The 23,274-nt window shown below is 62.8% G+C and carries 30 protein-coding genes; 10 read left to right on the top strand and 20 right to left on the bottom strand.

Annotated elements, in window-relative coordinates; all coding sequences use genetic code 11:
* On the top strand, nt 1–186 hold the full coding sequence (locus CUR21_RS12535; protein WP_100197343.1) for a zinc-finger domain-containing protein: 186 nt from the start codon (nt 1–3) through the stop codon (nt 184–186).
* Nucleotides 187–196: 10 nt separating this feature from the next.
* On the opposite strand, the gene CUR21_RS12540 is transcribed toward CUR21_RS12535, so the two are convergent.
* Complete coding sequence (locus tag CUR21_RS12540) at nt 197–673, bottom strand: GNAT family N-acetyltransferase (RefSeq protein ID WP_157792010.1); 477 nt, start codon at nt 671–673, stop codon at nt 197–199.
* 342 nt (nt 674–1,015) lie between these two features.
* Between CUR21_RS12540 and polA the strand changes: the two genes are divergently transcribed.
* Nucleotides 1,016–3,838: a DNA polymerase I gene (polA, locus tag CUR21_RS12545; protein ID WP_100197345.1), complete on the top strand. Its 2,823-nt coding sequence runs from the start codon at nt 1,016–1,018 to the stop codon at nt 3,836–3,838.
* 36 nt (nt 3,839–3,874) lie between these two features.
* Here the strand turns inward: polA and CUR21_RS12550 are convergent, their stop codons facing one another.
* A complete protein-coding gene (locus CUR21_RS12550; protein WP_100197346.1) occupies nt 3,875–4,246 on the bottom strand; it encodes an HIT domain-containing protein in 372 nt (123 codons plus the stop codon).
* A gap of 6 nt (nt 4,247–4,252) precedes the next feature.
* On the bottom strand, nt 4,253–5,830 hold the full coding sequence (locus tag CUR21_RS12555) for a DUF5928 domain-containing protein (RefSeq protein ID WP_100197347.1): 1,578 nt from the start codon (nt 5,828–5,830) through the stop codon (nt 4,253–4,255).
* Between the two features lie 141 nt (nt 5,831–5,971).
* Between CUR21_RS12555 and CUR21_RS12560 the strand changes: the two genes are divergently transcribed.
* Nucleotides 5,972–6,790 (top strand): sulfotransferase family protein, encoded by an 819-nt coding sequence (locus tag CUR21_RS12560; protein ID WP_100197348.1) that lies wholly within the window; start codon nt 5,972–5,974, stop codon nt 6,788–6,790.
* Between the two features lie 63 nt (nt 6,791–6,853).
* Nucleotides 6,854–7,585, top strand: a complete 732-nt coding sequence (locus CUR21_RS12565) for a hypothetical protein (protein WP_100197349.1) — start codon at nt 6,854–6,856, stop codon at nt 7,583–7,585.
* Here CUR21_RS12565 and CUR21_RS12570 read toward each other — a convergent pair.
* The gene (locus CUR21_RS12570) at nt 7,551–8,534 is read right to left on the bottom strand and encodes an adenosine kinase (protein WP_100197350.1); all 984 of its coding nucleotides are present in this window, start codon (nt 8,532–8,534) and stop codon (nt 7,551–7,553) included. The genes CUR21_RS12565 and CUR21_RS12570 overlap by 35 nt on opposite strands.
* Nucleotides 8,531–9,175: an endonuclease III gene (nth, locus tag CUR21_RS12575; protein ID WP_100197351.1), complete on the bottom strand. Its 645-nt coding sequence runs from the start codon at nt 9,173–9,175 to the stop codon at nt 8,531–8,533. The genes CUR21_RS12570 and nth overlap by 4 nt, the downstream gene beginning before the upstream one ends.
* Before the next feature lie 105 nt (nt 9,176–9,280).
* Between nth and CUR21_RS12580 the strand changes: the two genes are divergently transcribed.
* The 3 genes from CUR21_RS12580 to CUR21_RS12590 all read left to right on the top strand — a co-directional run bounded on the left by CUR21_RS12580 (nt 9,281) and on the right by CUR21_RS12590 (nt 11,832).
* Nucleotides 9,281–10,141 (top strand): bifunctional helix-turn-helix domain-containing protein/methylated-DNA--[protein]-cysteine S-methyltransferase, encoded by an 861-nt coding sequence (locus CUR21_RS12580; RefSeq protein WP_100197352.1) that lies wholly within the window; start codon nt 9,281–9,283, stop codon nt 10,139–10,141.
* Nucleotides 10,142–10,257: 116 nt separating this feature from the next.
* The gene (locus tag CUR21_RS12585; protein WP_100197353.1) at nt 10,258–10,911 is read left to right on the top strand and encodes an OmpA family protein; all 654 of its coding nucleotides are present in this window, start codon (nt 10,258–10,260) and stop codon (nt 10,909–10,911) included.
* Nucleotides 10,912–11,061: 150 nt separating this feature from the next.
* Nucleotides 11,062–11,832 (top strand): FCD domain-containing protein, encoded by a 771-nt coding sequence (locus CUR21_RS12590; RefSeq protein WP_100197544.1) that lies wholly within the window; start codon nt 11,062–11,064, stop codon nt 11,830–11,832.
* A gap of 58 nt (nt 11,833–11,890) precedes the next feature.
* Here CUR21_RS12590 and CUR21_RS12595 read toward each other — a convergent pair whose 3' ends face one another.
* The 5 genes from CUR21_RS12595 to CUR21_RS12615 form a co-directional block, all read right to left on the bottom strand.
* Entirely contained in the window at nt 11,891–12,448 is a 558-nt protein-coding gene (locus CUR21_RS12595; RefSeq protein WP_100197354.1) for a F0F1 ATP synthase subunit B, read from the bottom strand.
* A gap of 4 nt (nt 12,449–12,452) precedes the next feature.
* Nucleotides 12,453–13,022: a F0F1 ATP synthase subunit B' gene (locus tag CUR21_RS12600; protein ID WP_100197545.1), complete on the bottom strand. Its 570-nt coding sequence runs from the start codon at nt 13,020–13,022 to the stop codon at nt 12,453–12,455.
* A gap of 82 nt (nt 13,023–13,104) precedes the next feature.
* Nucleotides 13,105–13,344 carry a F0F1 ATP synthase subunit C gene (locus tag CUR21_RS12605; RefSeq protein ID WP_100197355.1) on the bottom strand — a complete coding sequence of 80 codons (240 nt, stop codon included), beginning with the start codon at nt 13,342–13,344 and terminating at the stop codon, nt 13,105–13,107.
* A gap of 49 nt (nt 13,345–13,393) precedes the next feature.
* Nucleotides 13,394–14,152: a F0F1 ATP synthase subunit A gene (locus tag CUR21_RS12610; RefSeq protein WP_100197356.1), complete on the bottom strand. Its 759-nt coding sequence runs from the start codon at nt 14,150–14,152 to the stop codon at nt 13,394–13,396.
* A complete protein-coding gene (locus CUR21_RS12615) occupies nt 14,145–14,483 on the bottom strand; it encodes an AtpZ/AtpI family protein (protein ID WP_369802525.1) in 339 nt (112 codons plus the stop codon). The genes CUR21_RS12610 and CUR21_RS12615 overlap by 8 nt, the downstream gene beginning before the upstream one ends.
* 261 nt (nt 14,484–14,744) lie before the next feature.
* Between CUR21_RS12615 and CUR21_RS12620 the strand changes: the two genes are divergently transcribed.
* A complete protein-coding gene (locus CUR21_RS12620; RefSeq protein ID WP_100197547.1) occupies nt 14,745–15,134 on the top strand; it encodes a metalloregulator ArsR/SmtB family transcription factor in 390 nt (129 codons plus the stop codon).
* 214 nt (nt 15,135–15,348) lie between these two features.
* Nucleotides 15,349–15,501, top strand: coding sequence for a hypothetical protein (locus tag CUR21_RS18630; RefSeq protein WP_157792011.1), 153 nt, complete (start codon nt 15,349–15,351; stop codon nt 15,499–15,501).
* Here CUR21_RS18630 and CUR21_RS12625 read toward each other — a convergent pair.
* From CUR21_RS12625 to rplS, 3 genes are all read right to left on the bottom strand, one after another.
* The gene (locus CUR21_RS12625) at nt 15,485–16,294 is read right to left on the bottom strand and encodes a division plane positioning ATPase MipZ (RefSeq protein WP_100197357.1); all 810 of its coding nucleotides are present in this window, start codon (nt 16,292–16,294) and stop codon (nt 15,485–15,487) included. The two genes, CUR21_RS18630 and CUR21_RS12625, sit on opposite strands and share 17 nt — an antisense overlap.
* 187 nt (nt 16,295–16,481) lie before the next feature.
* A complete protein-coding gene (gene rpmE, locus CUR21_RS12630; RefSeq protein ID WP_100197358.1) occupies nt 16,482–16,703 on the bottom strand; it encodes a 50S ribosomal protein L31 in 222 nt (73 codons plus the stop codon).
* 11 nt (nt 16,704–16,714) lie between these two features.
* The gene (gene rplS, locus CUR21_RS12635) at nt 16,715–17,089 is read right to left on the bottom strand and encodes a 50S ribosomal protein L19 (RefSeq protein WP_100197359.1); all 375 of its coding nucleotides are present in this window, start codon (nt 17,087–17,089) and stop codon (nt 16,715–16,717) included.
* A gap of 315 nt (nt 17,090–17,404) precedes the next feature.
* Here rplS and CUR21_RS12640 point away from each other — a divergent pair, with 315 nt between their 5' ends.
* Nucleotides 17,405–18,280, top strand: coding sequence for a DMT family transporter (locus tag CUR21_RS12640; protein ID WP_198431688.1), 876 nt, complete (start codon nt 17,405–17,407; stop codon nt 18,278–18,280).
* A 9-nt stretch (nt 18,281–18,289) separates the two neighbouring features.
* Here the strand turns inward: CUR21_RS12640 and trmD are convergent, their stop codons facing one another.
* The 7 genes from trmD to CUR21_RS12675 all read right to left on the bottom strand — a co-directional run bounded on the left by trmD (nt 18,290) and on the right by CUR21_RS12675 (nt 23,257).
* Nucleotides 18,290–19,132 (bottom strand): tRNA (guanosine(37)-N1)-methyltransferase TrmD, encoded by an 843-nt coding sequence (gene trmD, locus CUR21_RS12645; RefSeq protein ID WP_100197361.1) that lies wholly within the window; start codon nt 19,130–19,132, stop codon nt 18,290–18,292.
* A gap of 78 nt (nt 19,133–19,210) precedes the next feature.
* Nucleotides 19,211–19,723, bottom strand: coding sequence for a ribosome maturation factor RimM (rimM, locus tag CUR21_RS12650; protein WP_232622778.1), 513 nt, complete (start codon nt 19,721–19,723; stop codon nt 19,211–19,213).
* A 53-nt stretch (nt 19,724–19,776) separates the two neighbouring features.
* Complete coding sequence (rpsP, locus tag CUR21_RS12655) at nt 19,777–20,130, bottom strand: 30S ribosomal protein S16 (RefSeq protein ID WP_100197362.1); 354 nt, start codon at nt 20,128–20,130, stop codon at nt 19,777–19,779.
* A gap of 57 nt (nt 20,131–20,187) precedes the next feature.
* Nucleotides 20,188–20,484, bottom strand: a complete 297-nt coding sequence (locus CUR21_RS12660; RefSeq protein WP_100197363.1) for a chorismate mutase — start codon at nt 20,482–20,484, stop codon at nt 20,188–20,190.
* A complete protein-coding gene (locus CUR21_RS12665; RefSeq protein ID WP_100197364.1) occupies nt 20,481–20,987 on the bottom strand; it encodes a GNAT family N-acetyltransferase in 507 nt (168 codons plus the stop codon). Before CUR21_RS12665 ends, CUR21_RS12660 begins: the two co-directional genes overlap by 4 nt.
* A complete protein-coding gene (gene ffh, locus CUR21_RS12670) occupies nt 20,984–22,480 on the bottom strand; it encodes a signal recognition particle protein (protein ID WP_100197365.1) in 1,497 nt (498 codons plus the stop codon). Before ffh ends, CUR21_RS12665 begins: the two co-directional genes overlap by 4 nt.
* A gap of 261 nt (nt 22,481–22,741) precedes the next feature.
* Nucleotides 22,742–23,257, bottom strand: coding sequence for a hypothetical protein (locus CUR21_RS12675; protein ID WP_100197366.1), 516 nt, complete (start codon nt 23,255–23,257; stop codon nt 22,742–22,744).
* Between the last annotated feature and the right edge of the window lie 17 nt (nt 23,258–23,274).

Consider the following 23,274-nt stretch of genomic DNA (forward strand, 5'->3'; position numbering starts at 1 on the left):
ATGAGCATCGACGCGCCCGAAACCCAGATCGTCACCACCTGGAAAGTCGCCTGCGACGGTGGCGAGGGGGCTTTGGGCCACCCGCGCGTCTGGCTGACGATCCCGGACGATCTGGGCTATGTCGAGTGCGGCTATTGCGACAAGCGCTACGTGATCGACCGCGCGCACGCGCACGGCGACCACTGAGGCCTGACGGCTACGCCAGAGGCACCGCGAAAGACGGGCCGGGGAGCGGACGTTCCACCAGCCCCATCGCACGGTAGGCGGCGGCGGCAGCGGCGTTTGTCGGAGGGGTGCCGATGGTCAGGCGCTTGCAGCCTTCGTCTTGCGCAAGCCTGCGGGCGGCGGCGATGAGCGCGCGGCCAATGCCTTTGCCGCGAAACACGTCCTGCACGAAGAGATGCGTGATGTCATAGCCCGACCGCCCGGTGATCAGGTCGGTGCGCCGGGACAAAAGCGCGTAGCCGACCGGAAGACGGGACGGACGGTCGCCGGGAAAGGCCACCAGACCGCGCAGATCGGGCGCATCCAGCACCAGCGCACGCAAGGCGGGCGGGGTGATGGTGGCCACATCGCCGTGATGGCGGGCGAGATCGATCAACATGCGGTGCACCTCGGGCAGATGCGCGGCCTGTAGCGGGCGGATGTCGACGGGGGGCGTATTGGGGATCATCTGGGTTTCTCCTTGCGGGGGGCCCGCAGGGGAGAACCCTTTCATCGGCCAGTCCCTTGCGGGCGGCTGATGGGGTTTCACACGAAACTGCCCTGCCGCCTATGTGGCGCAGGTCCAATAAAACGACGCAGGGGCCGTGAGGATGGCAATCGGGTTCCGCATGGGCCGCAAGGTGAGGTGGATCGGCGGTGAAGTCAAGGGTCCGTTCGGAGGGCCGTGGCTTGGGTCTTCGCCTTCCCTGCGGCCGCCTGTCGGGCGACGCATATTCCGCCGCGCGAAGGGTGGCAGCGCGGGGCGGAACATGGCAAGACTAAGCGCGAGATCGGGAAAGGGAGTTGGATCATGGGCGACGCTTTCGGCAAAGGGCACCACCTGCATCTGATCGACGGATCGGCCTATATCTTTCGCGCCTATCACGCGCTGCCGCCGCTCACGCGCAAATCCGACGGCTTGCCGGTCGGCGCGGTGGCGGGATTTTGCAACATCCTCTGGGGCGAGCTGACGAAATCGGGGCGCGAGGTGCCCACCCATATCGCGGTGATCTTTGACTATTCCTCCAAGACGTTCCGCAATGACATCTATTCCCTTTACAAGGCCAATCGGCCCGAGCCGCCCGAAGATCTGCGCCCGCAATTCCCGCTGACGCGGGATGCCACCCGCGCCTTCAATGTGGCCTGTATCGAGATCGATGGCTATGAAGCGGATGACATCATCGCCACGCTGGCCCGCCAAGCGGTAGAGGCTGGCGGGGCCTGCACCATCATTTCCTCGGACAAGGATTTGATGCAGTTGGTGGGCAATGGCGTGCTGATGCGCGACCCGATGAAAGACCGCACCATCGACCGCGATGAGGTGATGGAGAAGTTCGGGGTGGGGCCCGAGCGGGTGGTGGACGTGCAGGCGCTGGCCGGGGATTCGGTGGACAATGTGCCGGGCGCGCCGGGCATCGGGTTGAAGACCGCCGCCTTGCTGATCAACGAATATGGCGATCTGGAAACGCTGCTGGAGCGCGCGGGCGAAATCAAACAGCCCAAGCGGCGCGCGGCCTTGATCGACAATGCCGAGCTGATCCGGATTTCCAAGCGGCTGGTGTCGCTGGATGCGCAAGTGCCGCTGGACTTTTCCCTTGCAGATCTTGCCGTGCAGGAACCGGATGCCGAGCGGCTGCTTGGCTTTTTGCAAGAAATGGAGTTCCGCACGCTGACGCGCCGCGTGTCTGAGCGGTTGCAGGTGGAGGCCCCTGCCCTGCCCGATGCGCCAGAGACGCAGGCGACGGCCGCGGCGGCGGCGCCCGAGCGGTTGCCCTTTGACCCAGCCAGCTATGAGCGTGTCGACAGCCTGCCTGCGCTGGAGGCTTGGGCCGCGCGCATCCGGGAGGTGGGGCATGTGGCGGTGGACACCGAAACCACCAGTCTGGATGAGATGCGGGCCGAGCTGGTCGGCATTTCCTTGGCGGTGGACGCGGGGCGCGCCTGCTATATTCCCATCGGGCATAAGCAAGGCGGCGGCGATCTGTTTGGCGGCAGCGATCTGGTGCCGGGGCAACTGGATCTGGGCGCGGTGTTGGCGGTGCTGAAGCCACTGCTGGAAGATCCGGCGATCCTGAAGATCGGCCAGAACATGAAGTATGACTGGAAGATCTTTGCCCGCGAAGGGGTGACGGTGGCCCCGATCGAGGACACCATGCTGATGTCTTCGGCCATGTATGCGGGGCTGCACAACCATGGCATGGATGTGCTGTCGGAAACCTATCTGGGACACACGCCGATTCCGATCAAGCCGCTGTTGGGGGCGGGCAAATCGGCGATCACCTTTGACCGGGTGGCCATTGAGGACGCGGTGAAATATGCCGCCGAGGATGCCGATATCACGCTGCGCCTGTGGCAGAGCTTCCGCCCGAACCTGCACCGCGCGCGGGTGACGACGGTCTATGAGACGCTGGAGCGCCCCTTGGTTCCGGTGCTGGCGCGGATGGAGATGCATGGCGTTCAGGTGGACCGCGATACGCTGTCACGCATGTCGAACGCCTTTGCGCAGAAGATGGCGGGGCTGGAGGACGAGATCCAGACGCTGGCGGGGGATCGGTTCAACGTGGGCAGCCCCAAGCAGTTGGGCGAGGTGCTGTTCGACAAGATGGCCCTGCCCGGCGGCACCAAAGGCAAGACCGGGGCCTATGCCACCGGGGCCGATATTCTGGAAGACCTGACCACGCTGGAAGACACCCACCCGCAAGGCGCGCAGCTGGCGGCACGGGTGCTGGACTGGCGGCAACTGTCGAAGCTGAAATCCACCTATACCGATGCGCTGCAGGACCATATCAACCCGGACACCGGGCGGGTGCACACGTCCTATTCGCTGGTGGGGGCGGTGACGGGGCGGTTATCCTCGACCGATCCGAACCTGCAGAATATCCCGATCCGCAGCGAGGAAGGCCGCCGCATCCGCGAGGCCTTTGTGGCGCCGGCGGGGCGGGTCTTGGTGTCGCTGGACTATAGCCAGATCGAGCTGCGGATTCTGGCGCATGTGGCGGATCTTCCGTCCTTGCAACAGGCGTTCCGCGACGGGATCGACATTCACGCCTTGACCGCCTCTGAGATGTTCAATGTGCCGCTGGACCAGATGACCAGTGACATCCGGCGCCGGGCCAAGGCGATCAATTTTGGCGTGATCTACGGCATCTCCGGTTTTGGGCTTGCGCGGAACCTGCGCATCCCGCGGGCCGAAGCGCAGGGATTCATCGACCGCTATTTCGAGCGGTTTCCGGGCATCAAGGAATATATGTCCGAAACGGTCAAGTCCGCACAGGCCGCGGGCTATGTGCAAACGTTGTTTGGTCGGAAAATTCATACGCCCGAGATCAACGCAAAAGGGCCGACGGCGGGCTTTGCCAAGCGCGCCGCGATCAACGCGCCGATCCAAGGCACCGCGGCCGATGTGATCCGGCGCGCGATGATCCGCATGCCGCAAGCCATCGCGCATCTGGATGCCAAGATGCTGTTGCAGGTGCATGACGAATTGCTGTTCGAGGTGGCCGAGGCAGATGCGGCCGAGCTGACGCGGATTGCCAAAGAGGTGATGGAAAACGCGCATCACCCGGTGCTGACGCTCAAGGTGCCGCTGACGGTGGAAGCGGGGCAAGGGCAGAACTGGGCGGCCGCCCATTAAGGCGGCCTGACCGGTTTGGTGCTGGGGGGCGGGAAATCAGGCGCGCTCCACCAGACGGCCAAGGATGCGCCCGCCAAGAATGTGCAGGTGGTAATGCGGCACCTCTTGCATGCCGTGGGTGCCGGCGTTGGTGATGGCGCGATAGCCTTCGGCCCCGGTCAGCCCCAACATCTCGCAGACCTGCGCGCAGGCGCGGTGGAAATCGACCAGCTCTTCGGCTGACGCGCGGGCGGCGAAGGCCGCGAAATCGACATAGGCGCCCTTGGGGATCACCAGCACATGCACGGGGGCCTGTGGGTTGATGTCATGGAAAGCAAGGCTGTGCGGGGTTTCCAGCACGGTCTTGTTGGGGATTTCGCCGCGCAGGATACGGGCGAAGATATTGTTGGGGTCGTAGGCTGCTGTCATTGGTCTTCAATCCACAAAAAGATATTTGGTTGCCGCGATCTCACGCGCCTTGTCGACCGGAATATCAAGAAACTCGGCCAGCGGAAGGGTGTTTTCATCGGCGGTGGCGGCTTGGCGGATGCGGTGCAGATTGCGAAACCCGGCGTCGCGGATGCGATCGGATTCAAACGTCACATCATAGCGGATCGTGGGCAAGAGACGGTCGAGCGTGTCTTGCGGCGTCTGCTCCCCCGCCAGCCCAACCCGACGGGCGTGGCCGATCAGGTAGTCGTCGGTAAAATCACAGTCGATTTCGAGCAGGCGCACGGTGGCCTTGTCGTTGTAGAAATCCTGCATCAGATCGACATTGGCCGGGTCGATGCAAAGCACCAGCTTGTCGGTCTGCCAGTAATCGAACAACATGCGGACGAGCGCCCGCCGGTGACGGGTGCGCTTTTCCAGCGTGGTCTGGATGCCGCCCAGATCGGGCAGGTCTGTGCAGCCTTCGTTGAAAAGATAGTCGACGGCAGGCATATTTGTGACCTGCCGCACCCGTTCGACCAGCCGCTTGGCGACATGCCATTTCTTGCAGGTGACCATCATCAACTGCCGCTCACGGCCCAGCGTGCTTTCGCGTTCCCAAAACCGCGGGGCAAAGCGGCGGCCCATGCGGCCCCGCCCCGTGAGAAACGTGAAAAGGCTGCGGCCTTCGTTGGAAATCTGGAAGCGAACGTTGCGGGAGGTGTAAAGCTGGCCGAGACGCGCCTTGAGATCTTTGGCCTGCGGGCTGATCTTGCGGGCGAAGATGAAATCCTGACTGAGCAGCAGGTCGTAGTGATCGTTGTAGAACGTGACCGGCATGCCGTAATCGGTGAACATCAGAAAGGTGAGCGAGCGGCTGTTGATCTCGGGCTCGGGCACCAGATGGCGCACGAGGGTTTGAAAAAAGGTTTCATCCGGAATCCAAGTGGTGCGGAAAAAGCGCATCACATCCCGGCGGCGGTCGCAGAACAGAAGGACCTGTTCGATGGTCCGGCGGCGCAGACACCACCATTGTGAGCCGATCTGCATCTGAAGATCGGCAGGGGGCTTGCGGGTCAGCCCCAGTTTGCGCTGCCAGTTCATCGCGCGGTAGAACCAGTCCTTCTGGCTGCGCTCATTGAAATAGTGGCGGAAGATCAGGCGCTCTTCGCGAAGTCCGGTCTTGATCCAGTCCGAATTGAAGAAATCGACGCTTTCGATGTAGTCGACATCAGAGCCATCCAGAAAATCATGCGCGTATTCGGCGGATTTGATCGGCATGCAGTCGCCAGACAGCAGGAAGAAATGGGTGGCGCGGGGGAAAGCCTCAACGGCGGCGCGCAATGCAGCCAAGGTGGCCTCGACCAGGCTCCATTCCCCCCAGCCGCAGCGAAGGCGGCGCTTGGCCAAGACCACGGCGCTGTTCGAGGCCAAAGCGGTTCTGATCCGGTCAAAGTCGGCCACGGGCGCATTGGCATCGAAATGGATCGCAACGAAATCGCCGGCCGCCGTCAACCGTTCGGCCTGCGCGATGACGCCGTCCGGGTCCTTGTGGGTCAGCAGGATGTAGGCGATTCTTGCCATGCTGGCGACGGTTCCCGAGGCGGCTGAGTCACTCTGGGTTTAATTAGCGTCATCACACGTTGAAACGACAGAGTTTATTTGCGACTCTTGACGCAAGAATGCGCCGGGCGGTCAAGCCGGGCAGGCAAGGAGCAGGTCGATATGGGGTTTCCCGGCACGTGGATGACGGAAAGCGAAAGCATGGTCTACCGGGTGGTGCCGAAATGCGCCTGTTCGACCATCGGCCAGATCATGTATTATTCCGATCACGGCCAGTTCTTTGACGGCGACATTCATGACTCGAAAACCGGCTTGCACAAATGGGCGCAAGAGGAGAGCCAGCCGCTGATCGCGCGGAATGTGACGGCGCGCAGTTCCTTTGCCTTTACCTGCGTGCGCAATCCCTATCAGCGGGTGCTGTCGTCGTTCTTTGACAAGATTTGCGGCATACAGCGCAATGGCAAACGCTATCGCGGCAATCTGGTGCCGCAACTCGCCCAGAAATACGGGGTCGAGGTGGGCAGCCCTGAGGATGCGTTCGACTTTGACCAGATCAAGAGCTTTCGCCGCTTTTTGCTCTTCGCACGCGACACCATCCGCTGGCGAAAACCGATGGAGCCCGACATCCACTGGTCGGCGATGTCGGGGCATATCTCGACCTTTATCGTCAACGGCGGGCGTTATGACCACATCTTCTTTACCGAGATGTTCAATGAGGGGATGCAGGTGGTGCTGGACAGGACAGCGCAGACACATCCGGTGGACCTGAAGACGATCCCCCGCTTTAACGAGAGCGAAGGTCATGGGCCAAAGCGGGCGCATCCGGTGGAGGATTACTTCGACGATCTGTCGCGCCATCTGATGTGGGAAATCTACAAGCGCGATTTCCAGTTGTTCAAATATGACTTCGACAATCCGGGAAACAAGCTGCCGACCGGGCCGGTTGATCTGGACGAAGTGCACGCCAAATTGGGTGACTGATTTTCGGCTGGCCATGCTGCACCGCCGCCCTAGGTTGCGGCGCAGCAGTTACGGGGGCGGCAGATGCGGACGGTGATCATTATGGGCTCTGGCCCCGGCGTGCTGGCAGCGCGGGAGTGGGCCAAGGGCGATGCGTTGTGGGTGGCCATCAACAACGCATGGCAGGTACGCCCGGATTGGGATGTGCTGATCCACCCCGACGATTTTCCGGCCGACCGTCGTCCGGCGGCGTGCCGTGCGGGGCAACGGATCGTCACGTCAGCGGAATATGTGCCGATGCAGAACCGCTTTGGCGGCTTTGTCTATGCGGGGGGCACCATGGCCTTTACCGCCGCCTATTGGGCGCTGGCCGCGCTGCGCCCCGAGGTGATCGGCTTTGTCGGCTGTGACATGGTGTATCCGACCAGCGGCAACACGCATTTCTATGGCACCGGCACCGCCGACCCGCTGCGCCCGGATGTCACCCTGCGCTCACTGGAGGCGAAGTCGGCGCGGTTCATGCTGCTGGCGGCGCGGGTTGGCTGCGCGGTGGTGAACCTGTCGGAGGCGGCGGAAAGCCGGCTGGTGTTTCCGCGCGCCACACCCGCTGGCATGGCGCGCCACCGCCCCTTGCCGGTCGCGGCCAAGGCGGGCTTTGCGCTCCAGCGCGAAGCCGACTTGGGCTATCTGGTGCCGTCGGGCAAATACTGGAAAGAGGCCGATCGCTTCGACCCGGTCGAGATCGACCGGATCGATGCGCTGTGGCTGGAAGCCGCCGGGATCAGATCAGCCCTTCACGCCGAAACAGTGCCTTGAGGTCTGCCTCGGGGCGCGCCCCGAAATGGCTGATGACCTCGGCGGCGGCGACGCAGCCCATCCGGCCACAGGTGGCCAAGGATTGGCCGGTGGCCATGCCATAGATGAACCCGGCGGCGAACTGGTCCCCTGCCCCGGTGGCATCGACGGGCACAATGCGCTTGACCGGAGCCATGGCCCGTTCCTCGCCGCGCAGCAGGATCACGTCTTGGCCCGAGCGGGTGCAGACCACCAAACCGCAATCCTGCGCGGCCTGCGCCAAGGCCGAGTCGAGATCGGTCTGATAAAGCGATTCCCATTCATGTTCGTTGCCGATCACATAGTCGAGGTCCTTGACCAGATGGCGGAAGCCATCGCGGTGGCGGTCCACGCAAAACGGATCGGACAGGGCAATGCCTGCCTTGCCACCCCGGGCGCGGCAGAGGTGCGCCGCGCGTTCAAAGGCCTGTTTGCCTTTGGGCTTGTCGTAGAGATAGCCTTCCAAAAACAGGATCTCGGCTTGCCCTGCCACATCATCGGACACGTCCTCGGGGCCAAGCTCGGAGGAAATGCCCAGATAGGTGTTCATCGAGCGTTCGCCGTCGGGGGACACAAAGATCATCGAGCGCGAGGTGGGAAGCTCTCCGCCCTGCACCGGCGGGTTCACGAAACTGGTGCCGTTGTCTTCCATCGACTTGGCGTAGAAGCGGCCCAAGGCATCATCATGCACACGGCCGATGAAGCCGGTGGTCAGCCCCAGATTGCCCAGTCCCGCGAGCGTGTTGGCAACCGAGCCGCCGGGGGCCTGTTTGCGGTCTTCCATCGCGGCGTAAAGCAGTTCGCCGCGCTCCCGCTCGACCAGCTGCATGATGCCCTTTTCGATGCCCATGAGTTCCAGAAAACTGTCGTCTGACTGGGCAAAGACATCGACGATGGCATTGCCGATCCCGACAACCTGATACGTTTTCATTCGGTTTTATCCTCGTAAAGGCACCACTCCCGGATCGGGCAGATACCGCATTTGGGTTTGCGCGCGACGCAGATATACCGGCCATGCAGAATAAGCCAGTGATGCGAATGCTGCTGGAACCCGGCTGGAACATGGTCTTCCAAAGCGCGCTCGACCGCGAGTTCGTCGCGCCCCGGCGCAATTCCTGTGCGGTTGCTCACGCGGAACACATGGGTGTCGACGGCATGGGCCGGATGTCCGAACCACATTTGCAGCACCACATTGGCCGTTTTGCGCCCCACGCCGGGCAAAGATTGCAGCGCGGCGCGGCTGGAGGGCACTACACCGCCAAACTGCTCATGCAGGATCTGGCTGAGGCGGATGACGTTCTTGGCCTTGTTGCGGAACAGGCCGATGGTCTTGATATGCTCGATCAGGCGCTCTTCCCCCAAGGCGAGCATCTTTTCGGGCGTGTCGGCGATGGCGAAAAGCGCACGGGTGGCCTTGTTCACGCTGATGTCGGTGGCTTGCGCAGAAAGCGCCACCGCCACCACAAGGGTGAAGGCATTCACATGCTCCAACTCTCCCTTCGGCTCGGGCTCCAGCGCCTGAAACCGGGAGAAGATTGCGTGTATCGCGTGGTAATCAAGCTGCTTGGCCATGGGCTTTTGCATCACAGATTGCGGGGCGTCGCAAGCGTTCAAACCCGCAGGAAACGGGTCGCAATGCCGCAAGGGCGGGCATAGGATATCTGCAAGGAGACCGCCATGACAGACCTGCCGCCCGCCTATCATTACACCGTCATTGACCGCGCCATCCGCGAGATTGATGCCGCCGGGCCCGGTTTAACGCTGGAGGCCTTGGCCGCGCGGATGGGGATGAGTGCGGCGCATTTCCAGCGGGTGTTTTCGGCATGGGTGGGGGTCAGCCCGAAGCGCTATCAGCAATATCTGGCGCTGGATCACGCCAAGACGCTGCTGGCCACCCGCCACACGACCTTGGCCGCCGCCGATGGGGCGGGCCTGTCGGGGGGCGGACGGTTGCATGATCTGTTTCTGACGTGGGAAGCGATGACACCGGGGGAATTCGCGCGCGCAGGCGGTGGGCTGACCCTCCGTTATGGCTGGTTCGACAGCCCTTTCGGTCCGGCGCTGGTGGCGGGAACCGAGCGGGGGATTTGCGGCATCGGCTTTGCCGCGGAGATGGGCGCCGAAGCGACGCGCGCCGATCTGCTGGGACGCTGGCCGCAGGCGACTTTTCGAGAAGACCCCGATTTTCTGCGCCCTTGGGCCATGCAGGCCTTTGGCGCGCGGCAGGGGCAAAACGCGGACACGCCCCTGTTTCTGATCGGTGCGCCGTTTCAGATCAAGGTCTGGGAGGCGCTGTTGCGCATCCCCTCGGGTCATGTGACCACATATGGCGACATTGCCACGGTGATTGGCCATCCCAAGGCTGTGCGGGCGGTGGGAACCGCGGTGGGGCGCAATCCGATCAGCCTGCTGATCCCCTGCCACCGCGCCTTGCGCAAGAGCGGCGGTTTGGGCGGCTATCACTGGGGCCTGCCTGTGAAGCGTGCGATGCTGGCGCATGAGGCGGCCCGTGCCGAGGCCATCCACACCGCAATGTGATGCGCGGAAATTTGCGCAAGACATAAGGGAACTGTTTGGGCCGACGGCGCGTTGCTATAAGCGCAGTCAGCTTGCGGGCCCTGCCCGCGGCGCACAATATTCATGAGGCGGCAGACATGACCTTCAAGACCCCCCTTCTTCTTTCTGCGGCATCGCTTCTGGCGCTGACCGCTTGTGTTGATCCCAATGCTTTCCCCGACAACCCGAATGCGCGCGCGCAGCAAGGCGCGATCATGGGCGGCCTTGTGGGGGCTGCTGCGGGTGCAAGCTCGGGCGAGGATCGTCTGAGCCGCGCGGTCTTGGGTGGTGCGGTTGGCGCCATCGCCGGGGGCGCGATCGGTGCCACGCTGGACCGTCAGGCGGCAGAGCTGCGCGGATCGCTCAACAACCCGAATGTGACCGTCACCAACAATGGCCAATACCTGACCGTGAACCTGCCGCAAGACCTGCTGTTCGCCGTGGACAGCACGGCGCTGCGTCCAGATCTGCGCGCGGATCTGGCATCGGTGGCCCAAAGCCTGATCCGCTATCCCAACAGCCGGATCGAGGTGATCGGGCATACCGACAACACGGGCTCTGCCGCCTATAACTATGACCTGTCGCAGCGCCGCGCCTCGGCAGTGTCGGCCGTGCTCACGCAGAATGGCGTGCCATTCGGGCGCATCACCAATGTGGGCCGTGGTTTTGACCAGCCGATCGCCTCGAACGCGACCGCGCAAGGTCGGGCCCAGAACCGTCGGGTGGAAATCATCATCCGCCCGATCCAGTAAGGCCCAAAGGACTGCGGCCCGGACCGGGCTTGCACCATCGGCCGCCCCATCGGGGCGGCCTTTTTGTTGCCGTGACACGTTTCAGATTGGCCTTGAGCCCAAGGCGCCGTGGTCATAGATTTTGACCAATCCAATCAGGTGCCGCTTCCCATGCCCTTTACCAAGATCCAGACCGAAAAACTCTCGCAATCGGTGGTGCGCCAGATCGAGCAGTTGATCCTGCGCGGCATCCTGCGCCCCGGGGAGCGGTTGCCTTCGGAGCGGGAACTCTCGGATCGGCTGGGCGTGTCGCGCCCGTCGCTGCGCGATGCAGTGGCGGATTTGCAAGCGCGTGGGCTGCTGGTCAGTCGGGCGGGCGCCGGGATTTACGTGGCAGAGGTACTGGGATCGGCGTTTTCGGGCGCCTTGGTGCAGCTGTTTGCCACCCATGACGAGGCGGTGTTCGATTACATCTCGTTTCGACGCGACATGGAAGGTCTGGCGGCCGAACGCGCGGCACGGCTTGGCTCTGACACCGATCTCAAGGTGGTGGATGCGGTGTTCCAAAAGATGGAAGCCGCGCATCTCAAGCGCGACCCAACCGACGAGGCGGGGCTGGACGCAGCCTTTCATCTGGCGATCATCGAGGCGAGCCATAATGTGGTGATGCTGCACATGATGCGGTCGATGTATGATCTGCTGCGGCAGGGCGTGTTCTACAATCGCCAAATGATGTTCCGCAACCGCACCACGCGCGACATGCTGCTGGATCAACACCGCGCCATCAATGTGGGGCTACAGGCGCGTGACCCCGCCGCCGCACGCGCGGCGGTTGAAGCGCATCTGACCTATGTGGAACAGGCGCTGTCGGATCAGATCAAGGCAGAGCGGAATGAGGCCATTGCGCAGCAGCGCTTTGAGCATGAGCGCAACCGACCGTGATGCGGCCATAAAAAAACCGGCCCGAAGGCCGGTTTTTAAACTGTGTTGACCGAAGCGATCAGTGCAGCTTGGCATCCACCTGCTTGATGGCCGCGTCGATCGACGCTTGCGCGCTTTCGGCGGTCTTCTGCTGGGCCAGAACGGCGCTTGCTGCGGCCACGGCGACCGAAATCGCCTCTTCCCGCACCGCCCGAACAGCCGAATTCTCGGCCGCCTGGATCTGCTCTTCGGCCGCAGCCATGCGGCGTGCGATCGCATTGTGCATGTCAGCCTTGGCTTGGGCCGCAGCGGCCTCGGCCTCGGCTTTCGCGGCAGCGACGATGCGCTCGGACTGATCGCGCACTTCTTTCTGCTTGCGCTCGTAAGAGGCCAGCAAAGCCTTTGCCTCTTCCCGCAGGGCGCGGGCCTCGTCCAGATCAGCCTTGATCTGGGCGGCGCGGGCATCCAGCAATCCTGTAATCTTCGACGGCACCTTGAAATAGAGCAAGATGGCGATGAAGACGAGGAACGCGATCGAGACCACGAAGTCAGAATTGCGCAGGCTGAAGAAGGGGCCGCTGGCCGCGAAGGCCGGGCTTGCGGCAAGGGCCAGAACGAGAGTGGTCAGTCTGGTCATTGCGTTACCCCTTCAACCGAGCGGAAACTGCCGCATCCACGGCACCTGCATCGCGCGCACCGCCCAATGCAACCACCAGTTCCTGCGCCGTTTCCTTGGCCACCTGTGCCACAGCCTCCATCGCACCGGCCCGGATTTCACCGATGCGGCGCTCGGAGTCGGCGGATTTGGCGGCGATTTCGGAGTCCGCCTTGGCCAAAGCTGCGTCAAGATCCTTCTGGATCTCGGCTTTCGCCTCGGCCACGATCCGGTTGGCGTCGGTGCGGGCCTGTGCGAGCGCAGCCACATAGGCCTGCTCGGCCGCAACGGCCTGCAGCTTCATTTCTTCAGCAGCGGCCAGATCATTCGTGATCGTGCCCTGACGTTCGGCCAGAACCGCTCCGATGCGGGGCAAGCCAACGCGCGACAGGAAGAAGTAGATCGCGATCAGGGCAACCAGAAGCCAGAAGATCTGGTTCGGCATCCAGTCGGCGCAGAGCTGTGGCATGCCAATGGCACTGCCGTTCACCCCGAGACAGGAGCTGACAGCAGCCCCGCCCTGCGCAACACCTTCTGCGAGTGTTTCAGTAGCCATCATGTCCTCCATCGGACCCTTTGAAACTCAAGGGGGCAACGCAAACGCGCTGCACCCCTGTTTCGCAAGACGTCAAAAAGGATTAGGCTGCGAACATCAGCAGGAGGGCGACGAGGAAGGCAAAGATGCCCAGAGCTTCGGCGAAGGCCAGACCGATGAAGAGGGTCGCGGTTTGCGAAGCGGCTGCCGAAGGATTGCGCAATGCGCCAGCCAGGTAGTTGGCGGCCACGTTGCCCACGCCGACGGCGGCGATGCCTGCACCGATGGCTGCAATGCCGGCGCCGATGAATTTGCCGAGTGCGGCTGCTGCTGCGAGTTCCATGTGATGCTCCTTACGATGGAATTTGGATTTCTGGACGAGACGACCGGTGTCAGTGCGCCGGATGCAGGGCATCCTTCAGATACACACAGGTCAGGATGGTAAACACGTAAGCTTGGATCACGGCCACCAGCACTTCGAGTGCGTAGATCGCGGTGATCGCAAGAATGGAGGCCGGCGCGATCAGCGCGATGCCGGCGAAGGCTGCGAACACCTTAAGCACGGCGTGACCGGCGGTGATGTTGCCTGCAAGACGGATCGAATGGCTGACCGGGCGCACGAAGTAAGAGATCACTTCGATCACGGCGATGATGGGGCGCAGGAAGACCGGCGCGTCTTTCATCCAGAACAGGCCGAGGAAGTGGACACCGTTCTTGACAAAGCCGATCACGGTGACCGCGATGAAGACACCAAAGCCCAGCACCGCCGTGACGGCAATATGCGAGGTCGGCGAGAAGGACATCGGGATCAGCGCGAGCATGTTCGAGAAGAAGATGAACAGGAACAGCGTCATGATCCAAGGGAAGTACTTCACGCCATCATGGCCGGTGACATCTTCCACCATCTTGTAGATGAAGCCGTAGAACACCTCGGCCACCGATTGCAGGCGCGACGGAATGATCGCCCGGCCGCGGGTGCCCAGAACGAACAAAGCCACCACACAAGCCACTGCGATCAGCATCCACAGCGCCGCGTTGGTTGGCGTATACCACATCACCGGGCCTTCGCCGAACAGCGGCTTCACGATGAACTGGTCCATCGGGTGGAACACCAAGCCCGTGCCTTCTGCTTCCGTTGCCACGTCAGTCATCCCTCTTTTCGGCGGCGTCTTTTGCCAGCCGGCGTTCTTGCACTTCATTGGCCGAGCGCAGCATGGTTTTCACCCCCGCAGCCAGACCGAACCCGATGAACAGCACCAGAAAAATCGGCATGGTTCCCAACAAGGTATCCAGCCCGTATCCGATGCCAAAGCCGATCACCAGACCGGCCACAAGCTCTATCACCATCCTCCAGGCGACCTGCGCCTGCGAATAGTCCTTCTTCATATGCGGGGTCGGCTCCGTCGCCGCCTTTGCCGCTGCGATCCGGGCCTCCAACGCCTTTAACCGGGCGCTTTCGGACGGAGAGTGCGGGTCGGACACGAGCCTTGCCCCCATGAAGATGGTTGTCGCGGTGCTAATGGCACAGCGGCACAGAGTCAAGCAGACTTGGCTTGGCATATTCTGTATGAATATCAACATTTTAAGCAGGTCGCCTTGGCCGCCGACAGGCTGACGGACCGCCAAAGCGACACATTTCGATATTCAACTGATCAGTTTATCTTGCCAGAGCGCCTGCGACTTGCGCGGAACACTCAACCCGCCGGTTGACCTTTTTGTCAAAGAATGACCATGGTTTGCGGCATGACGGATGCGCTTTCCCATGTCTTTGCTGCCCTCGCCGACCCGACCCGTCGGGCGATTTTGGCGATGCTTCTGGAAGACGACATGGCGGTGACGGATGTCGCGGCCCCCTTTGAGATGAGCCTTGCGGCCATCTCGAAGCATCTGACGGTGCTCACCGAAGCTGGGCTGGTCAGCCGGGAGAAACGCGGGCGGGTGATCTGGTGCAAGCTGGAGCCCGATGCGCTGCGCGCGGCGAGTGTCTGGATGCAGGGATTTGGGCAGTTCGAGCCAGTGGATCTGGATGCGTTCGAACGCTTCCTGCTGGGGGAATTGGCCGACACGGGTGACGTTCTGGACGACGCCGAAGCATCATCTGAAGACGCGATGGCGCCGCAGCGGCACGAATAACGCCGCAAGTCCCCTGCCCTGCAACCGCTGCCAACAGGGCGTCGCGCCAGACGGGGCCGGGGCGTCCCCCTCTCAAGGGCCGCTGCGGGGGGCAGGCCTGACAACACTTCGTTGCAACAATGCCTTGCATCGGGCCATAGACTGCCGCGATTTTGCCGCAAGGCAACGCGAGGTTATGTTCATCGGGTTATCCACATGGGAACAGGAGCCGGTTATGAGTTTCGCGCGCACATTGCTTCAGAAGTTCGGGTTGTTCACCCCGAAAGCCGATACGACGGATGCCTTTGCCCATCGGCTTTCACGCATCGGCACGCGAGATTCGCGCCGCGAAGTGCGGGCCACGGTCTTTTTCAGAACTCCGGCGTAACGCCCGGCAAGCGCAGTTCGCGCATCAGGTCCCGCACTTCTTGTCGGGCCGCGATGTTCGAGATGTTGAGCTGGTCCACGCCAGTATCCTTGAGATCGAGCAGCGTGATGCCGCGCGGAAAAAGCTCGCGGAAGATCACGCGCTCGGAAAAGCCGGGCGAGACGCGGAAACCGATGCGTTTCGAGAGTTCCTCCAGCGCGGCGCCGACCTTTTTCTTGTTGTGCATTTGCTGTGCGCCAAGCCGGTTGCGCAGCACGATCCAGTCGATCGGCTTCAATCCGGCCTGCGCGCGCAGCTGGCGCGCATTCCAGACCATTTCCGAATAGATCGACGGGCCTTTCACCTTGCCGGTTTCCGGATCGGTGCGGGCCAAAAGGTCAAAGTCGACAAAACTGTCGTTGAGCGGCGTGATCAGGGTATCGGCGAGAGAATGCGCCACTTGTGACAGCCGCGTGTGGCTGCCGGGGCAATCGATGATGATGAAGTCCGACACCGGGTCCAGCACCGCCACGGCTGCGGAAAGCCGCGCGTCAAACGGGTTCTCGCCCGGGGCCAAGGCAGATTCATCGATTTCGGGCAGATCAAGATAGTCAGGGCTGGGAAGTGTCAGGCCCGCGCGCGCCAGATAGGCGCGGCGATTTTCGACATAGCGGCCAAAGGACTTCTGCCGCAGGTCAAGATCAAGCCCGCCCACCCGAAAACCTTGGCGCACGAGGGCTGTTGCCACATGCATGCAGGTGGTCGACTTGCCCGACCCGCCCTTTTCATTGCCGACGACGATGATATGCGCCATGCCCTGCCCCTTTTCCCCAAGTCAGGCTGCCCTTTTAGGCGGGTTCCCGCGCAAGGGAAAGCGCGAAGGCACGCGGCGGGAGCCTCGGGCGGGGCACTGTGTCCGCGCCGCGTCAACTGGGGGCTTTCGGTGACCACATATGAAAAAGCCCCGCCGAAGCGGGGCCTTGCCATGACGCGGTGTGGGATCAGAACCCCAGACCGGCGTATTTGTTCTTGAACTTCGACACGCGGCCGCCGGTGTCCATCAGCTTGGCGTTGCCGCCGGTCCATGCCGGGTGTGCCAGCGGGTCGATGTCGAGCGCGAGGCTGTCGCCTTCTTTGCCGTAGGTCGAGCGGGTCTGATAGGTCGAACCGTCGGTCATCTTCACGGTGATGAAGTGATAGTCGGGGTGAATGCCTTCTTTCATCGGTCCGATCCTTATTCAGATTTCGGTTTATAGGTCGTATCTTCCGAGATACGTGCCGATTTCCCGCGACGGGTGCGCAGGTAATACAGCTTGGCGCGACGCACCTTGCCGCGACGCACAACCTCGATCGAGTCGATGTTGGTCGAATACAGCGGGAACACACGCTCGACGCCTTCGCCGAACGAGATCTTGCGCACGGTGAAGGAGGCCGCGATGGTGGCGCCGCCTTGGCGGGCGATGCAGACGCCTTCGTAGTTCTGAATGCGCGAACGGGTGCCTTCGGTCACTTTGTAACCGACGCGCACGGTATCCCCGGCCTTGAAGTCCGGAATGGTCTTGCCAAGCGCAGCGATCTGCTCGGCTTCGAGTTGGGCGATCAGGTTCATGCCCTGGTCCTTTCATAGCCTGCGGTGGGTCCGCAGAGGTGATGCCATGCCTCAGAGCTCTTGGTCTTCACCGGGTCCCCATCGCATGCGATGAGCCCGCCAGAGGTCAGGCCAGCTTTTCATATGTGCCGCCCTGTCAGCCTGCGCATCGGGGAAGGGCCCGATGAAACGACAAACAGGAATCGGGTCCGACGGAGCTTTCGATCCCGGACAGGCGCGTATAGGGGCAAGCCGGGCCATCGGTCAAGAGCGAGAGGCTTGCGCTGCCCGGCATTTGCGCGGAAAACACCTGCACCCAAGGAGTTTCCCGATCTTATGGACAAGACCACCGGAGGAAGCGCGCTGAAAGGCGTGCTGTTTGTCATGTTGGCTGTGTTCCTGTTCGCCGTGGCGGATGCGATGAACAAATATCTGGTCGAGCGCTATCCGATCGGTTTCGTGCAGGCGGGACGCTATCTTGTGAATGTGGCGCTGCTGGTTGTGCTCATGGCGCCCCGGCACGGAGCCGCGCTGTGGCGCACCCAGCGGACGGTCTGGGTGGTCGGGCGGGGCATCATTCTGGCTTTGGCGACCCTGACGATGAGCCTTGCCTTGCAGGTGATGCCCGTCGGAGAAACAGTGGCGATCATCTACCTTGCGCCCATTCTGGTCATGCTTTTGTCGGGGCCGTTGTTGCACGAAAAGGTGCATCCCGCCGCATGGTTCGGGGCGCTGCTGGCCTTTGGCGGAGTCATTCTGGTGATGCGGCCCGGCGCCGGGCTGGATGCGTGGGGCGTGGCCTTTGCGCTGATGAATGCCGTGTTGGGCACGGCCTATCACCTGATGACACGGGTTCTGGCGCGCACGGAATCCACCATGTCAATGTTGTTTCATGTGGCTGTCGTGGGTGCGGTGACCTTTAGCCTGCTGGCGCTGCCCGATCTGCCCACCGTTCTGCCACCCGCGCGCGATCTGGCCCTGATCGTGGGGATGGGCGTCATTGCCACCGTGGGACATTTTCTGTTCACGATTGCCTATCGCGAAGGCCCGCCCTCCCTGCTTGCACCGGTGAACTATCTTCACCTCGTCTGGGCCGGTCTGTTGGGCTGGATCGTGTTCAGCCACGTCCCAGATGGCTTGAGCATGCTGGGGATGGCGATGGTGCTGGTGGCAGGAATCGCGGTGGCGGTCAGGGCGGGCCGGGTGGGTTGACCCTTTGGGTCATCCCCGCGACGGCTCCCTGCCCTGCTTGGCCCAGAGATCGGGCCGCCGCTCCGCCGTCAGCGCTTCGGCCTGCGCGCGCCGCCATTTGGCGATCTTGGCATGGTCCCCCGACAGCAGCACGGGAGGGATCTCACGGCCTTCCCATTCCGGCGGGCGGGTGTATTGCGGATGCTCCAGCAAGCCGTTGGAATGGCTTTCCTCTTCCAGACTTTCGGCATTGCCCACCACACCGGGCAACAGCCGCACCGTGGCATCCAGAATGGCCTGCGCCGCGATCTCGCCCCCGGTCAGCACAAAATCCCCGAGAGAGACTTCTTCGACCGCGTGATGATCCAGCACGCGTTGATCGACGCCTTCAAAGCGGCCGCAGAGCAATGTCAGACCTTCGCAGGCGGCAAAGCGCCGGGCCATCGCCTGATCAAAAGGCTTGCCGCGTGGCGAAAGGTAGATCACCGGCCAGCGGGCGCGGTCGGGGTTGGCCCCCACACTGGCCGCGTTGAAGGCGGCGTCCACCACATCGGCCCTGAGCACCATCCCCGCGCCGCCCCCGGCAGGCGTGTCATCGACATTGCGGTGCTTGCCGATGCCAAAGCTGCGCAGGTCATAAGATTCCAGCCGCCACAGCCCCAGATCCATGGCGCGTCCGGTGAGCGATTGTTCCAGCACGCCCGGAAAGGCCTGCGGGAACAGGGTGATCACCCGCGCCAGCCACGCGCCGCGGACGGCACGCGCATCATCGAACAGATCACGCGGGCGCAGCACAGGCTTGGCCGAAAGCCGCCCGTGCGAACGGGAGGGCGCAGAGACAAGGGAGGGATCTTCGGGGTGTTCATCAGACATGCGCCCGGTCTTACTCAAGCTGCCGCGGGCGTGCAAAGGAATTCACCGCCCGCGCCCGATCCTTGGCGTGGGGGCAGGTCAGACCAGCCCTTCGGGCAGGTCGGCGATAACGCGGCCGCTGGCCAGATCCACGGTCGGCACTGCCGCCTTGGTGAAAGGGATCAGCAAGGCCTGCTTGCGGTTCGGGGCATAGATTTCAAGCAGGTCCCCGGCGCCATGATTGTGCACGGCGCGCAGCTTGCCCAAAAGCACCCCGCCGGTGTCATAAACATCCAGACCGATCAGATCGGAGTGGTAGAATTCATCATCCGGCAGCGAGGGCAAACGGGCGCGATCGACATAGAGATCGGTTCCACGCAAGGCATCGGCCTGATCCTTGGTCGCCACACCGGCAATCCGCGCGCCCAAGCCGCCGGCCACCGGGCGGGTCAGCTTGATCTGGAAACTGCGGCTGCCGTCCTCGGTGAACAGCGGGCCATAGTCCGCAATCGCCTCGGGGTCGGCACAATAGGATTTCAGCCGCACCTCGCCCTGCACGCCAAAAGCGCCCGCGATAGAGCCGACACAGATACGTTCGGAAGATGTGGTCATGGCTGATCCCGAAAAGGGGTGCATGGCCCCAAGGCGGGGCCATGCGACAAAGATCACTCTTCTGCCGGAGCTGCGGCGCGCGCGGCTTTCTTGGCGGCACGCTCTGCCATCTGCTTGCCCGGGACAGCCGATTTCGGGTTGTTGCGGGCTTTCTTTTCCAGAACGCCAGCCGACTCCAGGAAACGGGCGACGCGGTCGGTGGGCTGAGCGCCGGTGGCCAGCAGTTCCTTGATGCGGTCAAGGTTCATGACAACGCGCTTTTCGTTGTCCTTGGCCAGCATCGGGTCATACACGCCCAGCTTTTCCAGGAAACGGCCATCGCGCGGGTTGCGCGAGTCGGTCAGAACGATGGAATAGTGCGGGCGCTTTTTCGAGCCGCCGCGGGCCAGACGAATTTTAACAGCCATGGGTAGTCTCCTTCAGGGTCAGTGTAGGGTGCGTGATCTCACGCACCCTTGTTTGGGTTATTTTTGCAGTTTTTCGTGATGCCTGATGACTTCGGAAATGATGAAGGTCAGGAATTTCTTGGCGAATTCAGGGTCGAGGTTGGCGTCTTGCGCCAATTGCTCCAGCCGGGCAATCTGGCGCGCCTCGCGCGAAGGATCGCTGGGCGGCAGCGCGTGTTCGGCCTTGAGCCGCCCCACCGCCTGCGTGTGCTTGAAACGCTCGGCCAGCGTGTAGACCAGTATGGCGTCCAGCCGGTCGATCGACTCGCGATGCTCTTTGAGCACCTCGGCGGCACGGTTTGCCGTGTCTGTCATTGCATCCTCCGGGTGTGACGCCACACCAGATCATCCGGCTCCGGGCGCGCGGCCTGTTCGTCCCGCACTGCCCCCAGACGCTGCGCCACGCGGATCGAGGCGTGATTGTCCGGGTCGGTGTAAGACACCAGACTTGCGACGGGCAGGTTTTCAAAGGCCCAGTCGCGCAAGGCGCCGGCGGCTTCGGTTGCATAGCCTTGGCCCTCGGCCCCGTCATAGAGCATCCAGCCCAGCTCAGGCTCGGGAAACAGCGGGCCGCCGTTCACCCCGACCTGACCAAGGGTCTGCCCATTGCCGCGCAGGTCCACCATCAGCGCGCCATGGCCAAACAGGGGCCAGCCCGCTGTGTCATGGCAAAACATGCCCCAAGCGGCGCGCGCATCATAGGGCCCGCCCATGCCCGCCGCGCGCGGCGATGCCATGGCCGCCGCATAGGCCGCGAAATCCTCGGCCCGCATCGGGCGCAGCGTCAGCCGCTGGGTATGCAGGGTGGGCGGGGTCATTTCTTCTTCATCAGCCCCGACAGGCCCGAGGGCAGGCTCAGCCCGCGTGGCATCCCCGGAAAGCCTGCGCCTTGGCCCAGCGATTCCTTCATGCCCTTGGCGGCCGCCTCGAGTTCGGCGGGCGACATCTTCGACGGGTCAGGCATTCCGCCTTTGCCCATCATCTGCTTGATGGCCTGCTTCATGCCGCCACCCTTGCCCATCTTCTTCATCATCTCGGCCATCTGCTTGTGCTGTTTCAGCAGACGGTTCAACTCCGACACCTCAAGCCCCGCCCCTGCCGCAATCCGCTTCTTGCGGCTGGCCGCCAGCAGATCGGGGTTGGCGCGTTCCTTCTTGGTCATCGAGTTGATCAGCGCCACCTGACGGCGCAGCATCTTGTCGTCAAAGCCCGCCTCTTCGGCCTGCTTCGCCATCTTGCCCATGCCCGGCAGCATGCCCATCAGGCCCTGCATGCCGCCCATCTTCTGCATCTGCTCCAGCTGGCCTTTCAGGTCGTTCATGTTGAACAGACCCTTGGCAAAGCGCTTGGCCATGCGTTCGGCCTGTTCGGCCTCGAAGGTTTCCTGCGCCTTCTCGACCAGCGCGACAATATCGCCCATCCCAAGGATGCGGCCCGCCACACGCTCGGCCTCAAAGGTCTCGAGCGCGTCCATCTTTTCGCCAAGGCCGACAAAGCGGATCGGCTTGCCGGTCACCGCGCGCATCGACAGCGCCGCACCGCCGCGACCGTCGCCGTCCATCCGCGTCAGCACGACACCGGAAATCCCGACCTTGCCGTCAAACTCGGAGGCCACGTTCACCGCATCCTGCCCGGTCAGACCATCGACCACCAAGAGCGTTTCACGCGGCTGCGCGATGTCGCGCACGGCCTGCACTTCATCCATCAACACTTCGTCGATGTGCAGACGGCCCGCGGTATCGAGGAACAGCACGTCATAGCCGCCCATCGCGGCTTGGGTCTTGGCACGCCGGGCGATCTGCACCGCCGACTCGCCCTTGACGATCGGCAGGCTGTCCACCCCGATCTGCCCGGCCAGAATCGCCAGCTGCTCCATTGCGGCGGGGCGGTTGGTGTCGAGCGAGGCCAGAAGCACGCGCTTGTTGTTGCGGTCCTTCAACCGCTTGGCAAGCTTGGCGGTGGTGGTGGTTTTCCCCGAGCCTTGCAGACCCACCATCAGGATGGCCGCCGGCGGATTGTCGATCTTGAGCGTATCGGCCGGTTCATCGCCGGCCAGAACCCGGATCAGCTCGTCATGGACGATCTTGACGACCATCTGCCCCGGCGTGATCGATTTCGTGACCGCCGCACCTGTCGCCTTGTCCTGCACTCGCTTGATGAAGTCGCGTGCGACCGGCAGCGAGACATCGGCCTCGAGCAGCGCCACGCGCACCTCGCGCAGGGCCGCGATGACGTCAGCCTCGGACAGCGCGCCCTGTTTGGTCAGGCGGTCAAAGACGCTGCCAAGGCGATCTGATAGGCTTTCAAACATGCGCGTCTCCCGACAGGCGTTGCGGCAATGACCAAGGGCACCTGCGGGCGCAACGCGCTGGCAGATGGCGATCCCGGCATATGCCAAGGGACCGGAAGCGACAGCCTCCGGGGAATTGCGGGCAGCCCTACGCTTTCAGGACCAGCGAGTCAAGGGATGCCCGACACGACACAGCAAAACGGCCCGCACCAGATGGCACGGGCCGTCGCAAGACTGTGGTTCAGTCAGCCCGAACCACAGGGCACTCATACGCAGACTGACTTACGAACGGTTGTCTTCCAGGGTCTTGGCATAGAGAGCGGTCAGCTCGCTCAGCGTGTACTGCGACGCGTCCACACCCAGCGAGGCGGCCAGTTGTGCCTGACCGGGGGTCACGGTGGTGGTCGGATTGGCCTGTGCGCGGTTCTTGCCCGACAGGATGAAGTCAACCATGAAGTCGTCGTTGTCACGCTTGGCTTCGATCAGGAGCTGCATTTCGTTCGCGGTGAAACGGCCCGGCTCCACACCTGCGGCGGCTGCGAGCTGTGCGTCGTTCGACACCGTTTCTGCGCCCATGTTGCTGCGGGTCACTTCAGCGGTGCCAGCCTGCGACAGGATGAAGTTCGCGGTCACGGTGTCATTGTCGCGCAGTGCTTCTTCCAGCTGGATCAGCTGGGCTTGGGTCAGAGCACCGGGAGCAACGCCCAGCGAAGCGGCGTATTGGTCCACGCCCGGGTTTGCGGCGGCGATGCCAGCGGTCAGGGCAAGAGCGGCAGCAGAGATCATCAGGGTACGCATTACTATCTTCCTTCATT

This window comes from Pseudorhodobacter sp. MZDSW-24AT, from assembly GCF_002794355.1.
Classification (GTDB): Bacteria; Pseudomonadota; Alphaproteobacteria; order Rhodobacterales; family Rhodobacteraceae; genus Pseudotabrizicola.

Excerpts from the sequence above, each read along its gene's own strand:
- rpsP (WP_100197362.1), bottom strand. The coding sequence starts at position 20,130 with ATGGCTGTTAAAATTCGTCTGGCCCGCGGCGGCTCGAAAAAGCGCCCG.
- nth (WP_100197351.1), bottom strand. The coding sequence starts at position 9,175 with ATGGCCAAGCAGCTTGATTACCACGCGATACACGCAATCTTCTCCCGG.
- rimM (WP_232622778.1), bottom strand. The coding sequence starts at position 19,723 with ATGACCACATCTTCCGAACGTATCTGTGTCGGCTCTATCGCGGGCGCT.
- rpmE (WP_100197358.1), bottom strand. The coding sequence starts at position 16,703 with ATGAAAGAAGGCATTCACCCCGACTATCACTTCATCACCGTGAAGATG.
- CUR21_RS12600 (WP_100197545.1), bottom strand. The coding sequence starts at position 13,022 with ATGGCTACTGAAACACTCGCAGAAGGTGTTGCGCAGGGCGGGGCTGCT.
- CUR21_RS12550 (WP_100197346.1), bottom strand. The coding sequence starts at position 4,246 with ATGACAGCAGCCTACGACCCCAACAATATCTTCGCCCGTATCCTGCGC.
- CUR21_RS12665 (WP_100197364.1), bottom strand. The coding sequence starts at position 20,987 with ATGACCCCGCCCACCCTGCATACCCAGCGGCTGACGCTGCGCCCGATG.
- CUR21_RS12605 (WP_100197355.1), bottom strand. The coding sequence starts at position 13,344 with ATGGAACTCGCAGCAGCAGCCGCACTCGGCAAATTCATCGGCGCCGGC.
- CUR21_RS12640 (WP_198431688.1), top strand. The coding sequence starts at position 17,405 with ATGGACAAGACCACCGGAGGAAGCGCGCTGAAAGGCGTGCTGTTTGTC.
- CUR21_RS12555 (WP_100197347.1), bottom strand. The coding sequence starts at position 5,830 with ATGGCAAGAATCGCCTACATCCTGCTGACCCACAAGGACCCGGACGGC.
- ffh (WP_100197365.1), bottom strand. The coding sequence starts at position 22,480 with ATGTTTGAAAGCCTATCAGATCGCCTTGGCAGCGTCTTTGACCGCCTG.
- CUR21_RS12595 (WP_100197354.1), bottom strand. The coding sequence starts at position 12,448 with ATGACCAGACTGACCACTCTCGTTCTGGCCCTTGCCGCAAGCCCGGCC.
- CUR21_RS12660 (WP_100197363.1), bottom strand. The coding sequence starts at position 20,484 with ATGACAGACACGGCAAACCGTGCCGCCGAGGTGCTCAAAGAGCATCGC.
- CUR21_RS12535 (WP_100197343.1), top strand. The coding sequence starts at position 1 with ATGAGCATCGACGCGCCCGAAACCCAGATCGTCACCACCTGGAAAGTC.
- CUR21_RS12590 (WP_100197544.1), top strand. The coding sequence starts at position 11,062 with ATGCCCTTTACCAAGATCCAGACCGAAAAACTCTCGCAATCGGTGGTG.
- rplS (WP_100197359.1), bottom strand. The coding sequence starts at position 17,089 with ATGAACCTGATCGCCCAACTCGAAGCCGAGCAGATCGCTGCGCTTGGC.
- CUR21_RS12580 (WP_100197352.1), top strand. The coding sequence starts at position 9,281 with ATGACAGACCTGCCGCCCGCCTATCATTACACCGTCATTGACCGCGCC.
- CUR21_RS12610 (WP_100197356.1), bottom strand. The coding sequence starts at position 14,152 with ATGACTGACGTGGCAACGGAAGCAGAAGGCACGGGCTTGGTGTTCCAC.
- CUR21_RS12675 (WP_100197366.1), bottom strand. The coding sequence starts at position 23,257 with ATGCGTACCCTGATGATCTCTGCTGCCGCTCTTGCCCTGACCGCTGGC.
- CUR21_RS12625 (WP_100197357.1), bottom strand. The coding sequence starts at position 16,294 with ATGGCGCATATCATCGTCGTCGGCAATGAAAAGGGCGGGTCGGGCAAG.
- CUR21_RS12540 (WP_157792010.1), bottom strand. The coding sequence starts at position 673 with ATGATCCCCAATACGCCCCCCGTCGACATCCGCCCGCTACAGGCCGCG.
- CUR21_RS12620 (WP_100197547.1), top strand. The coding sequence starts at position 14,745 with ATGACGGATGCGCTTTCCCATGTCTTTGCTGCCCTCGCCGACCCGACC.
- polA (WP_100197345.1), top strand. The coding sequence starts at position 1,016 with ATGGGCGACGCTTTCGGCAAAGGGCACCACCTGCATCTGATCGACGGA.
- trmD (WP_100197361.1), bottom strand. The coding sequence starts at position 19,132 with ATGTCTGATGAACACCCCGAAGATCCCTCCCTTGTCTCTGCGCCCTCC.
- CUR21_RS12585 (WP_100197353.1), top strand. The coding sequence starts at position 10,258 with ATGACCTTCAAGACCCCCCTTCTTCTTTCTGCGGCATCGCTTCTGGCG.
- CUR21_RS12570 (WP_100197350.1), bottom strand. The coding sequence starts at position 8,534 with ATGAAAACGTATCAGGTTGTCGGGATCGGCAATGCCATCGTCGATGTC.
- CUR21_RS18630 (WP_157792011.1), top strand. The coding sequence starts at position 15,349 with ATGAGTTTCGCGCGCACATTGCTTCAGAAGTTCGGGTTGTTCACCCCG.
- CUR21_RS12565 (WP_100197349.1), top strand. The coding sequence starts at position 6,854 with ATGCGGACGGTGATCATTATGGGCTCTGGCCCCGGCGTGCTGGCAGCG.
- CUR21_RS12560 (WP_100197348.1), top strand. The coding sequence starts at position 5,972 with ATGGGGTTTCCCGGCACGTGGATGACGGAAAGCGAAAGCATGGTCTAC.